Raw genomic sequence first — 14,268 nt, 5'->3', positions numbered from 1 at the left:
TATTTATTATAAAATTAAGAGTATACAGATGACTGAGCGCAAACTATAAAAAATGATATATTTCGAATATGGTAATACTTCTTAATGTATACTTTTATTCTATATGTTTTAAATTAAACCAATAGATTTAAAATACCCTGTCAAAACTGAATGTTAACATAATTCAAGTGCAACCCTATCTAATAAATGTTAAATTGTTTATTACTATATTAGATAAGTCTGATATTAAATTTATAGACCTAAAAGGTTATGCTTCTAAATAGCGTTGTCAATTCCTTATATGCATCACTTCAATAAAAGTAAATATACATGAGGAGAGTTTAATACTAAAAATGAATAACATCTATTTTTTAGATGTTATTCATTACGAAAAACTATGGTGAAATTGGGAGTGTTAGAAATTCTGTGTCATTCCGGTAAACTACCTCAAAAAGGAATGACTGATGACACAACCTTTCGATTTTGATAAAGCCCTAAAAGCACTTCAAGAGGGGCAGGCTTTAACTGGTAAAGACGGTATCCTGACCCCATTGATTAAACAGCTAACTGAAGCCGCATTATCCGCTGAATTAGATTCTCATTTGCTCAATGACATTGAAGCTAATCGTCGAAATGGAGCTACCAAAAAGACGATTAAAACCCCAACAGGTAACTTTGAGCTAGCAACTCCACGCGATCGCAATGGCTCTTTCGAACCGCAATTGGTGAAAAAACACCAAACAACGCTATCTAATGAGATTGAACACAAGATCACACGTCTTTTTGCCCTTGGTATGAGCTACACGGATATTAGCCGAGAAATTGAAGATTTGTATGCATTCAGCGTATCAGCTGCCACGATTAGCGCGGTGACTGATAAAGTTATCCCTGAACTTAAGCAGTGGCAACAGAGACCACTAGAGGCGCTTTATCCCTTTATCTGGCTGGATGCCATTCACTACAAAGTGAAAGAAGACGGGCGCTATGTGAGCAAAGCAGTTTACACTGTTCTCGCCCTCAATTTAGAGGGCAAAAAAGACGTACTTGGTCTGTATCTCTCTGAAAGTGAAGGTGCTAATTTTGGGCTTAGTGTGCTGACTGACCTGCAAAATCGGGGGCTAAAAGATATTCTGATTGCCTGCGTTGATGGGCTGACAGGCTTCCCTGATGCAATTAACAGTATCTATCCTCAAACGGAAGTTCAGTTGTGCGTCATTCACCAAATCCGCAACTCAATCAAATATGTAGCCTCAAAACACAATAAAGCGTTTATGGCAGACCTTAAGCCTGTTTATCGAGCCGTCTCAAAGGAAGCGGCAGAAACCGCATTGGATGAGTTGGATACTAAATGGGGGCAGCAATATCCTGTCGTTATCCAAAGCTGGCGCCGGAAATGGGACAATTTATCCGCTTACTTCCGTTACCCCGAGAGCATCCGCAAGGTTATTTACACAACAAATGCTATCGAATCTGTACACCGTCAGTTCCGTAAGCTGACGAAAACCAAAGGGGCATTCCCCAACGAAAATAGTCTATTAAAATTGCTGTATCTTGGATTACTTAATGCACAGGAGAAGTGGACGATGCCAATCCAAAATTGGAATCTAGCTCTATCCCAGTTATCGATATATTTTGAAGGGCGTCTCGATAATGTGATAACGTTGTAATTATTAAATTAACGTGACACAGAATTCTGAACGCCCTCCTTATAAATTTTTCGTTAATGCTTCATTTAGCCCCTTTCAGTTTAAATACCTCCGTATGGATATATATCAAGGTATCAACATCAATGAATGATATCTTACAAAATTATGAGATAATATTATGTATGGCTGTTATAAACGTTGGTTCGTATTATCGTTGATATCAAGTGTCTTATTCCTTATAGTCATTGATGTCACTATTCTTTATACTGCATTACCTCAGCTAACTTATGCGCTTAAAGCTACCCCATCAGAAAAACTCTGGATTATGAATGCTTACCCCCTTTTTGTTGCTGGCTTATTACCATTAACAGGGGCGCTCAGCGATAAAGTTGGACATAAAAAAATGTTTTTATTGGGGCTCCCATTATTTGGTATTGCGTCCCTTTGTGCCGCGTTCTCACCAACAGCAATGAGTTTAACTTTCTCTCGCGCTTTTCTAGCTATAGGAGCTGCAATGAGTATGCCTGCAACGTTAGCCATTGTCAGACAATTGTTTTTAAGTCCGAAAGAAAGAGCATTAGCAATAGGTATCTGGTCTGCAGTTGCATCAAGTGGGGCTGCAATTGGCCCATTAATTGGCGGGTTCATACTTAAATATTATTGGTGGGGTTTTATTTTCCTTATCAATGTCCCCATTATTTTATTAATAATCCCATTGGCTTACATCATGCTCCCACAAAGCACAGGGCAGAAGCTAAAAAAAATTACACTATGGGATCCTATTTTTGTCTTAGTGGGATTAATTGGTATTCTTTATGGATTAAAAGAACTCAGTAAACCACAAACTAGCGGCATAATAGTTTTAATTTCAGGTATTATCGGTGTGTGTTTTGTGCTCATTTTTAAACATCGACAAATGCGTACAACATCACCCTTGATTGATTTTACCCTCTTTCATCAAGCTAAATTTAGCTCAGGAATAGCGATAGCAATGTTGTCGGTGATGGTAGTTGTTGGTATCCAGCTACTCCTGAGCCAATGGTTACAATTGGTTATGGGTAAAACTCCGTTTCAAGCTGCTCTTTACCTACTTCCTATTTCCATTGCATCTATTAGCTCAGCCCCTATCACTGGTGCCTTTTTGAATCGATTAAGTGAGGATAAATTTACGATACTTGGCTTATCATGTATGTTTGTCGGGATAGCTGGCTTAGCATCTATTTATCAAATATCGACAGGTATTTTGCTGTGGCTCTTCTTATGGAGTATTGGTTTTGGATTTGGCATGCTGTTGACTGTTGCCTCAAGTACCGTGATGCTAAATGCTCCAGATGAAAAAGCAGGAATGGCGGCATCAATAGAGGAAATTACTTACGAAATGGGTAGCATTCTCGGTGTGACACTTATGGGAGGACTAATTAATCTTATGTATACGTTAACACTTATACTCCCAGATTATCTTAAAACTCACAGCCAAGTTTATAATAGTATTGATGACGCTTTATTCATTTCCGAACAATTATCACCAGAACATGCTATCACCTTAATTAATCAAACAGCTCTGGCATTTAATGAGGCATTTTTAATCGTGATGATGACTATTTTAGTGATTTTGGCAATTAGTTTATTTATTTTGCCCTGTTATTTACGTGAAAAACCTACTCATAAAGAATAATAAAGTTAATTTATCCACCAGGCTAAAGGTGATATTCTACTTCAATGTCATTACCGTTAAACATTTAAGCCCAAAGGGCACTATTGCAAATAGGGGTAGTGGTTGAGTAGGGCTATCCAGTCACCCAGATAGTCCCCTACTCAGAACATAAGCGCGCCTTTGGCGTGAGCATCGCGGCAGAGCTGTTCTACGTATATTCTTAGACCTGCAAAACTGTTATTTCAATATGACGACGAATGGAATCGCTTTATTGATAACAATCCCGTCGATGAATAGCAACTATTCTCTGTTGAAAAGATGCTCGCCTGTAGCACCTGTGCTATGGGCGTTCGCCGTAATTGCTGTTATTATCCTGAATGCGCACACTCCCGTTTCTCTTGTCAAACCTGTAAATCCAAAGCCTGCAGTGCGTGTGGTCTCAAAGGCACCGAACAATGGATCGCAAAACAACACCATATTTTTCCAGATTTCGAATGGCAACATATCACCCTCACGATGCCCCATCTGCTGTGACCTTTCTGCAACAATAACGGGTCCTTACTTAATCAATTTTTTCACTGCACCACTCGTGCCATGTTCAAACACACCAGGCAGCTTGGGCTCGAAATTGGTATTTGTTGTTCCTTACATACCGATGGTTGCCAACTCAATTAACATCCACACCTTCATTTATCTGTCACCCAAGACGGACTCACTGAATATGACACCTGGAAACCAATTTTTTCAAAAAAAAGCGTCGAAAAGGTCTGGCGTAATGTGGTCATTCAGCTCCTTCGAGACAGCTATTTTCAACTCCAACCCAACACATTGCCGGGCTTCGGACACATCCGACCTGGTGCCGTTACCTCAATGCCCAGTTTCAACGTTATTGGAAAGTGAATTTTGCCAGAAGACCCGAGGCGCTTGGCGCAATGTGAAATATCCGGGTCGTTATCTAAAACGGCTACCTATCTCAGCCTCTCAATTGAAACACTACAGCGGAATGAGCGGGAAAATAATTTCGTAGTGACCTACTCTCTGGCAAACAAACTGGCCAAAATCACCTGGGCGATGACGACCAAGCAACACCCCTTCGAGGTATAGTTATTATTTTAAAGTAATGAGTTATATGGTTTTATGAATACTGATTATGGATGATATTAACGGCTAACCGACCTAGTGAAAAACCTGTGGTTAGGAATGGCAGTTAAAAATACCGCTCAAGTTTATAAGGTTCACCAGGTGCGGACATAAAGGAGCACTGTTGCAAAGTTTGAATGACTCATTATGCTAAGTTAACCAGTCTGCTACGGAAGCTTACCTCATGAATGCATTTAAAGGTCGTCATTTCACCGGTATTATCATCCTGTGGGCAGTACGCCGGTACTGTAAGTACGGCATCAGTTATCGTGAGCTGCAGGAAATATTGGCTGAGTATTTTTATTACGGATATCCCTTAGGGGAAGTGCGTCTAGTGAACCGAGCTTTTGGCCTATAATCCACTTTGAGCTGAAAAACTCAACTTCATTTCTTTATTTGCAACAGTGCCCTAATTTGCTCTTCAATAATTCGATAGGGCTCAACTTTAAAACCCGCCGCTTCAATTTCTCTTCTTTGGTTTTCTGTGTTTTGTTCCAGTGTTGATACACGGCAATAAGCAAAAACTCGTGACATAACGTTATTATCCGTCCGAAATAGATGTCCGAATAATAACACGTGTACGAAATTAATTAAGCTTAGTTTCGTACACTATTTATCACCACTGTACGAAACCGAACATATTCGGATAGCTAAAATTTATCTTGACCTTCCCGATCTCATCATAATACTGTATATATAGACAGCACTATGGGTGCTGATCTTATCGCAAAGATAAAATCAATGATACCCAGCCTGTTAAGTGAGATATATCTGAAACTGTTGCAACATTTAATTTTTATGAAATTGGATTGCTCCATATTCTAGAGAAGCTCTTGTCCGTCAAATTTTTCAATAGTTCTAAAACTCAATCTAACCATACTATTTACAACAGTGTTGTTAATAGAGAGGAGCCGACAGGGCCAAACACACTGTCATAGGAGTATATAAATGTATAATATTAATAATATTTTAAATAAGTTAAATACGTCGAATGCCAATTTATACAGTAATGCCGCTGAGAATACACCGCAACTTACGTTGAGCGACTTTATGGGCACGTCTCTTTCAGAAGTTAAAATGTTAAGTGAAGGAATATTAAATAATGGTGAGCAACAGTATCTCTGGGAAAATGCGCAACAGGAGGATAAAAACAATCGGATGACGGATGCCGGAATTTTAAGTCGTTCGAATCCACAATTAGCTCAAATATCCTCTTTAGGCATTCATCAATCAGAACACTTATCGGGTTATGAAAAACTTTTACGAGGACGGGCAAGTCATTTTGTTAAACCCGGTGATGTCTCTTCGATGTTTTCACCTGCGGCCTATCTAACTGAATTATACCGAGAAGCAAGAGAATTATATTCAAAAAACTCACCCTATCATTTAGATAAACGTCGTCCAGATTTAGAGCATCTACCGTTGTCCCAAGATGCTATGGATACTGAATTACCTACATTGGCACTTTCTAATCAGATTCTAAAACACGCGATAGGTGCAAGCAAAAAATCGAAGGATTGTATTTTAAACGAATCCTATCATGTTGTTCGCCAAAGTTTGTTATTGAAGGATCCCGATTTTTCTATTTTTCGTTGGAAACAAAACATCGCTTGGTTTAAAGATACTGAATCTCTGCTTTTTCTTGAGGCGAATATTTCTCCCGAACTTTATGCGTATCTTATTGAGTCAAATGACGATACAGGCAAAAAACTAGAACGTCTATGTGAACTAACAGGCTTAACGCTGGAAGAAATGGATCAATCAATGAGGGACTCGGAAGGTAAGCGAGATATTACCCCGAACACCTTAGTCTCTTTAGCGCATATACTGCGTTATATACGACGTTACCGAATTAGCGCCTCCGAGGCAAATGCATTATGTAATCCCCCAAAGAAAGCGAATGAATTTAATGAGGCCATCAACCGATTGGGTAAGCATCACCATCTCACAGAAACTGAAGTTGTGCTGCTAGCACAAATTGAGGGGGGGATCACAAACAAAGAGGATATTTCTCTAGGGGAATGGTTACAATTTATTGAGTATATTGATAAAACATCAAATTGGCTAAGTATTCAAGGATGGCGCCCTCTAGACTTATACTTAATGACGACATCGGAACATAATGGGCAAGAGTCACCACAAGTTCAAGAGTTATGGGAAACCCTTAAAGATGGTCTCAGTAACCATAATGAATCCGAGTATTTTCATGCTGCAACTCCATTGATTGCCGCTAGTTACCAACTGGGTTCTACGGATATGGCTAGGGGTATTCTTCTATGGCTTAACCAGTTAAAACCTGGGGGATTGAGTGTAGAAACTTTTGTGAAGCAATTGGTCCAGCACCCTGATACAAATCTGAGTTTGGAGGCGATCACTTTTTGCCAAACATTAGGGCAACTGGTCTTGATTACTCAAGCTTTAAAGTTAACACCCAGCGAGCTCTTATTTTCTGTAGAAAATACTGAGAAATTACGCTCAGGAGAATCTTTTTTAAAACACGATGTGCAAAATATTATTTTATTGGCGAGCTTACATCAGAGACTTGCTCAATGGGGAACGCTCGCACCTGAAATCCTGAATGCATTAGGTCACGGCACATTAGACATTTCCTTGATTGAGACGGTCATGCACATTCCCCACCATGTGATGAGTCAAGCTTTAACTCAAAATGGAACCATTAATGATTCTCCGTTGAGCTGGGCTTGTATTGAGAGTGCATTACAGTGGATTGAAACTGCAACTCAGTTGGGAATGAAACCTGAAGGACTAGGAAAATTGTTGGCATTAATATCCAGTGAATATCCAAACAATTGGAGCGATGTCGCTAATGAATTGAAGTCAGGATTAACTGAGCATCAAATAATACTTCTGGATACCGCATTGAATGAAGAGTATAGCGCCATTCTGACCGCATTTGCCTTAGACCATTTCAGTGATATTTGGGGTAATGGCATGAAGCTAGTCGATAATCGTGACAAACTGTATAGCTGGTTGCTACTGGATAATCAGGTATCAGCTCACGTCAAAACGACTTATATATCAGAAGCGATTGCGAGCATTCAATTATATATTAATCAGGCTTTGTCTGATCAGTCTAGTCTGGTGAGTATTGCCGTTCGAGAACGCCCATTTTTTATCAATTGGGATAAATATAATAAGAGTTATAGCGCTTGGTACGGGGCATCATTGTTAGCGTATTACCCTGAAAATTACATCGAACCAACGTTTCGAGTGGGGCAAACCAGTATGATGGATGAGATGTTACAAACGCTCAGCCAAAGTCAGTTAACTGAAGAGTCGGTGGCGGCGGCTTTTAAAACCTACCTGACTCGTTTTGAGGATATTGCTAATTTAGAGATTATTCATGCCTATCATGATGAGATAGATGACAAAAAGGGATTAACTTATCTTCTTAGCCGTTCTGCTTCAGGTCAGTATTACTGGCGTTCAGTGGATATAGGAAAAATGAAAGACGGTCATATCCCTGCAAATGCGTGGACTGAGTGGGTAAAAATAGACATGGGCATTACAGTGACAAAAAATTTGATCCGACCTGTCATCTTTCATGATCGGTTGTATCTTGTCTGGGTCGATAGTCAAGTCTATCAACTCCAAGATAAAAATAACACTGAGGATAAAAACAGTACTATTCAGGCTACTCTTAAATATGCGCATATTCAGCATGATGGTTCTTGGAGTGCCCCTGTGGAAATAGGCTTGGATATGAAAAATGGCCTATCAGAGACGTTAAAGAAAGATGCTCATCAGATAGGGATGTATTGTGCTCGGCATGATAGTGATGGGACATTGTATTTTTACTTGTATAACAAGAACAGTGGAAATAATGAACGCATTTTCATTAGCATAACCACGCAGGGAGAGATACAGAAAGAGGCGCCAGAATCCTCCTCAATTTTGAAGCGAATTCGCAAAATCATCGACGGCCCTACCAATATTGATAGTGTTAATATGACATTCCACGATGCAGCATATGTTTATCAAATAGAGGGTAACCTTATCCCCAATAAGATGCCTCAAATAGGGCCCCCTTTCCAGGTCGAGACTTCACCTTCAATTAGTATTAATCAGCAAGTAAACGAGAATGGGGATATATCCTTAAACATAACCAGTACCATGAAATTACCATATGTTAATTTCAGATCCGATGGGAATCCAGAGGTTAAAAGCACCTTTATTATCAAATACAGAAATGGAGATGGGCATCTTAACCAGATAGCAGAATTTCAGACAATCGCTAAAGAGAATCGCTCTGGGGGTTCCGGCATTATTGCTGAATTTAAAAATAAAAAAATTGGGATTTTGCCTGAAATGCTGAATGGTGAGCAAATATCACTCATACTCTCGATGGTCTATGAGTATCCAAAAGGCGGGAAAAAAACGGGGTATACGTGTACGATAAATCTGAACCGTGTAGATAACTCGGTGTTTTCTACTATCGGATTAGTTCAGCCTGAAAAGGGACAGCAATATTTACAATACGGTCAATACAAGATCAGAATCAACTCTTTGTTCGCCAAAAAATTAACAACTAGGGTAAATCAAGGGATTGACCATGTGTTATCAATGGAGTCCCAGCATTTACCTGATGTCGATTTCAATAGTGCGAATGCCTTGTATTTTTGGGAAATGTTTTATTATATCCCTATGATGATTTTTTATCGGTTATTACAGGAAGCCCAATTTGCTGAAGCGACGCGATGGATAAAATACATTTGGAGTCCCGAAGGTTATATCGTCAATGGTCAGCGTGCTCTATATACATGGAATGTTCGTCCATTAGAAGAAGAAATTGATTGGAATACAAATCCCTTGGACTCCGTTGACCCTGATGCTATCGCACAAGCCGATCCCATGCATTACAAAGTCGTCACGTTTATGGGATACCTTGATTTACTGACCGCAAGAGGGGATGCGGCTTATCGTAAGCAAGAGCGTGATTCTCTCAATGAAGCAAAAATGTATTATGTTCAAGCAATGGAGCTTCTGCGTGACGCGCCAAGTCAAGTGTTCGAGACTCAATGGAGCAACCCAAAATTACGGGATGCAGCAGACAAAACGACACAAACAACCGTTCGGCAGTTATTGCAGTCACTTAATTCTGGTGAGATATCGCCAACTGTATTGAGTGCCAACTCACTAACAACGTTGTTCTTGCCACAAATGAATGAAAAATTACAAGGTTATAGGGAGACGTTACAGCACCGATTGTATAACCTTCGACATAATTTGTCTCTGGATGGTCATCCATTATCTTTACCAACATATGCGAATCCTTATAATCCCGTAGCATTGTTAAGCTCGGCGCAAAATAGCGCTGGGACTAGCCGTTCGCTACCATCCTCAGTAATGCCACTTTACCGTTTCCCCGTTATTCTCGATAGTGCCAAGAGTGTGGTTAATCAGTTAATGCAGTTTGGCAGTACTTTACTCAGTATATATGCTCAGCAGGATGCCGATGCGTTGTCTCTATTGATGCAAAACCAAGGTGCCGAATTGATGCGTCAAAGCATTGCATTACAGGATAAGAATATCGCTGAAATTACAGCAGATATCAACGCCATGAATGAGAATCAAAAAGGAGCCGAAGCACGGTTAAATCATTACAAAAAGTTGAATGAAGAAGGGATCAGTGCTTCAGAGAAAAAGGCAATGGCACTTTCTCTCTCATCTGCAGTACTGAATAGTAGCAGTACTGTATTACACACGGTTGCGGGTATTTCAGCACTTACACCTAATATAGTAGGTATGGCGGTTGGGGGCTCTGATTTCGCCGCTCCAATTACAAGCAATGCACTTAATTTACAGATACTTTCGGATGTCGCTCGCATTAAGGCTGAGAGTATTGGTCAATCAGAGGTTTATCGCCGACGTAGTGAAGAATGGGATATTCAGCAGAAAGTTGCAGAGGCGGAAAGTAATCAGATAAAGGCACAATTGAACGGTCTGAAAGCGCGTAGAGAGGCGGCCGAACTACAAAAAAAATACTTGAGTACACAGTATTCACAGACGTTAGCTCAATATGCTTTTTTGAAAAATAAGTTTACCAATACCGCACTATACAGCTGGTTAAGGGGAAAACTCGCCTCGGTATATTATCAATTCTATGATTTAGCTCTTTCACGTTGTTTAATGGCTCAGGAAGCCTATAAATGGTCACTTGGTGCAAAGGTACAAGCGAATTTTATTCGACCGGGTGCCTGGCGGGATAATTACGCCGGTTTATTGGCAGGAGAAACGCTAATGCTGAACCTGACTCAAATGGAGCACGCTTTTTTGAGTAAGGACGAGCGAGCGAAAGAAGTGACACGAACACAGAGTCTTGCCGAATTGCTACCTCGAAGTCGAGAGGCGTTTATCGGGGCAATCAAGCAAAAAGTCGACCCTCTATCATCTAATCAGGAAGGCAACCCTTCATGGTTAGAATTAAACCAAAATGAATTGACGTTTAGTTTCACATTGTCAGATTTGAAGATAACCAATGACTATCCTCATGACCTTGGTCAGACACGCCGAATCAAGCAGGTTAGCTTAACCTTACCAGCCTTACTTGGTCCATATCAAGATGTTCGGTGTGTCCTCCGTTACGAGGGAAGTCTCCATGTTCCTCGAGGATGCAGTAGTATTGCCGTCTCTCACGGTATGAATGACAGTGGGTTATTTCAATTAGACTTTAATGATAGTCGCTGGCTCCCTTTTGAAGGAATACCGGTTGATGATTCAGGAACGTTTACGTTGAGTTTTCCTGATGCAACCAGCGCCCAAAAAGCACTGATACTGAGCTTGAGTGATATTATTTTACATATCCGTTACACCATTCAATAATGATTTGACTGTTTAGCCCCCTAACCGGGGGCTATGGAGGTTTATTTATGCAACATTCAGACAGTATTGTACTGGATGCACCATCGCTGCCTAAAAGTGGTGGGACTATTAGCGGATTGAAGGGAAGTATGGCTGCTGCTGGGTCCGATGGAGCCGCGACACTGACTCTCCCCTTACCCATTAGTACGGGGCGTGGGTATGCACCGTCTCTTTCATTAAGTTATCATAGCCGAGCTGGTAATGGACCATTTGGAATGGGATGGAATATCAATTTACTCACGATACGCCGACGAACTCATCGAGGAGTCCCTACTTATCAGGATAGCGATGAATTTACTGGACCTGATGGCGAGGTGCTCGTTCCTGCATTACGTGCTGACGGTAGTGCAGAAATACGCCAAACCAGTACGCTATTAAATGAGAGCTTGGGGGAAACGTATTCGGTTCATGTTTACCGCTCTAGAGTAGAAAGTGACTTTAGTCGCGTGGAATATTGGGTATCACAAGATAAAAATAATCGCGACTTCTGGGTATTATATTCGCCCGATGGTTCGCTTCATCTGTTAGGGAGACACATTCAAGCTCGCCTTTGCCATTCGGATAATCCGGTTAAGACAGCTGAATGGCTGATTGAATCCTCTGTTTCAGCGACTGGGGAACAAATTTATTATCAGTATCAAACTGAGAATGATGAAAATTGTGATGATTGGGAAAAGGAGAATCATCCGACAGTAGCTCAGCGTTATTTATCCGCCGTCTGGTATGGTAATCGAAAAGCGAGTCGAAGACTTCCTGCTGTAATGAGCCCGCCTTCTATCAATGATTGGTTATTTCTCCTTGTCGCGGATTATGGCGAGCGAGAAACAGATATTCTTACCATGCCAAGCTGGTTAATGCCAGGACAAGGGGACTGGGTATGTCGAGAGGATTTTTTTTCGGGTTGGGAATACGGCTTTGAAATTCGTACTCGTCGCCTTTGTCGACAATTTTTAATGTATCATTTTATTTCTGCCTTAGCAGAAAAGGAAGTGATGCAAACACAAACACCGCCACAATTGATTTCCCGATTATTATTAGAGTATACGCTTACCTCCTCATTTTCCATGCTTAAAACGATACAGCAGGTGGGCTATGAACCGGATGGAACATTATGCGCTTTACCTCCCGTGAATTTGGAGTGGCAGACGTTTTCCAAACCTGATGTTGACGATATCACTTGGCAAGTACGGGAAGATCTGGCTAATCAGAATCCATTCCAATCCTATCAGATGGTTGATCTCAATGGTGAGGGGCTCCCGGGGATCTTGTTTCAGGACAGTAATGCTTGGTGGTATAGGGCGCCAGAGCGTCTTGTTGGGGATAATTCAGATGCGATCACGTGGGGAAATCCAACACTTTTATCCAATATTCCAGTGACCCGAGAGGGAGGGGCGTTGATCGATTTTAATGGCGATGGCTATCTTGAATGGATAATGCTTACGCAGGGTATCGCAGGGTATTATGAACGTACTCAAGAGCGTGAATGGAAGAATTTTACACCGCTATTAGCCATACCGACTGAATCGGGACACCCTCAATCGTTATTGGCGGATATTACAGGAGCAGGTTTAACGGATATCGTCCTTATCGGACCGAAAAGCATGAGAATATACAGTGGAACTGGGGAGGGGTGGAAAAAAGCCCGGTCAGTTGCACAGTCTGCGGGAATTACATTACCAGTACCTAGCACAGATGCTCGAGTATTAGTGGCATTCAGTGATGTGGTGGGGAGTGGGCAGCAACATTTAGTTGAAGTTCGTGCAGAGGGCGTACGTTATTGGCCGAATATTGGTCATGGTCTGTTTGCTTCCCCGGTGCGTATTCCTGGTTTTAGCCAGCCGACTGAGTCATTTGATCCTAACCAGCTTTTTTTTGCTGATATTGATGGTTCAGGGACTATCGACTTGATTTATGCACTGAGTGACCATTTACTGATTTATTGTAACCAAAGTGGCAATTTTTTTGCCGAACCTTTCATCGTGCCATTACCGGAAGGGATTTATTATGATCACAATTGCAGTTTACAGGTCGCAGATATTCAAGGGTTAGGAATGGCAAGTCTAGTATTGACAACGACTATTCCTTCTCCGCGTCATTGGGTGTGTCATTTCTCTGAAAAAAAATCAGGCTTAATCAGCGAGATGAACAATAACATGGGGGCAAAACACTCTCTGCATTATCGCAGTTCTACTCAGTTCTGGCTAGATGAGAAAGCTGAGGCTGTAGCAGCAGGAAAACCTCAACCAATCTGCCGACTTCCTTTTGCTTTGCACGCGTTAGCTTATACCTCAATCACGGATGAGATCACGGGGAACCAACTAACCAGTACAATCCTTTATCGACATGGGGTGTGGGATGGCCGTGAGAAAGAATTTCTCGGATTTGGATTTGTGGAGCTCAGAGATACAGATGTGTCTGTTGACTCAGAGACTTCCAGCGATATTTGTATGCCCACGATAACGAAGAGTTGGTATGCGACGGGGTTACCGAGTGTCGATAATCGATTATCAGAGGAATATTGGCGGGGAGATATCCAAGCATTCACCGGATTTAAGCCTCGTTTCACCATCAGCAGCGGGAATGATGAACGAGTATATACTATTCCAAATAAAGATATCGCATTCTGGCTTAATCGTGGAATGAAAGGGATGTTGCTACGTCGTGAGTGTTTTGGGGCTGATGGTAGCAGTTTGGCTGATATCCCCTACACTGTGACAGAAATGCGCCCACAAGTGAGAATACTCTCTGCTGATGGCATCTACCCCGTCGTGTGGCCTGTTGTTGTGGAAAGTCGTACATACACTTACGAGCGAATGATTAATGATCCTCAGTGTAGCCAGCAAATATTATTGAGCAGTGATAGTTACGGGCACCCCCTTAAGCAGGTCAATATTTTCTACCCTCGTCGGGAATTAAACGATATTCGTTTGTATCCTGATACCTTACCTGATGGTTTATTGATGGCCA

General features: G+C 41.2%; 4 protein-coding genes and 3 pseudogenes. 6 read left to right on the top strand and 1 reads right to left on the bottom strand.

All coding sequences use genetic code 11. The features are described 5' to 3' along the window. Positions 1 to 443: 443 nt before the first annotated feature. From HFU86_RS18790 to HFU86_RS18775, 4 genes and pseudogenes are all read left to right on the top strand, one after another. Positions 444 to 1,646, top strand: a complete 1,203-nt coding sequence (locus HFU86_RS18790; RefSeq protein ID WP_187129896.1) for an IS256 family transposase — start codon at positions 444 to 446, stop codon at positions 1,644 to 1,646. 157 nt (positions 1,647 to 1,803) lie between these two features. Continuing rightward, positions 1,804 to 3,300 carry an MFS transporter gene (locus HFU86_RS18785; protein WP_132497316.1) on the top strand — a complete coding sequence of 499 codons (1,497 nt, stop codon included), beginning with the start codon at positions 1,804 to 1,806 and terminating at the stop codon, positions 3,298 to 3,300. 195 nt (positions 3,301 to 3,495) lie between these two features. After that, positions 3,496 to 4,282: pseudogene (locus HFU86_RS20340) on the top strand (IS91 family transposase); the annotation flags it as partial. A 321-nt stretch (positions 4,283 to 4,603) separates the two neighbouring features. After that, positions 4,604 to 4,714 (top strand): annotated as a pseudogene (locus HFU86_RS18775) (IS6 family transposase); the annotation flags it as partial. A gap of 116 nt (positions 4,715 to 4,830) precedes the next feature. Here the strand turns inward: HFU86_RS18775 and HFU86_RS19840 are convergent. Next, a pseudogene (locus HFU86_RS19840) lies at positions 4,831 to 4,953 on the bottom strand (recombinase family protein); the annotation flags it as partial. A 414-nt stretch (positions 4,954 to 5,367) separates the two neighbouring features. On the opposite strand from HFU86_RS19840, the gene HFU86_RS18765 reads away from it, so the two are divergent. Beyond that, complete coding sequence (locus HFU86_RS18765) at positions 5,368 to 11,262, top strand: neuraminidase-like domain-containing protein (protein ID WP_132497314.1); 5,895 nt, start codon at positions 5,368 to 5,370, stop codon at positions 11,260 to 11,262. Positions 11,263 to 11,309: 47 nt separating this feature from the next. Continuing rightward, positions 11,310 to 14,268 (top strand): SpvB/TcaC N-terminal domain-containing protein (locus tag HFU86_RS18760; protein WP_187129895.1); only part of this gene is annotated, 2,959 nt, incomplete at its 3' end.

This window comes from Providencia sp. JUb39, from assembly GCF_012272845.1.
GTDB classification, from domain to species: Bacteria; Pseudomonadota; Gammaproteobacteria; order Enterobacterales; family Enterobacteriaceae; genus Providencia; species Providencia lanzhouensis.
The sequence above is the reverse complement of the archived record's forward strand: the minus strand, read 5'-3'. Positions and strand labels throughout refer to the sequence as shown.

Excerpts from the sequence above, each read along its gene's own strand:
- HFU86_RS18790 (WP_187129896.1), top strand. The coding sequence starts at position 444 with ATGACACAACCTTTCGATTTTGATAAAGCCCTAAAAGCACTTCAAGAG.
- HFU86_RS18785 (WP_132497316.1), top strand. The coding sequence starts at position 1,804 with ATGTATGGCTGTTATAAACGTTGGTTCGTATTATCGTTGATATCAAGT.
- HFU86_RS18765 (WP_132497314.1), top strand. The coding sequence starts at position 5,368 with ATGTATAATATTAATAATATTTTAAATAAGTTAAATACGTCGAATGCC.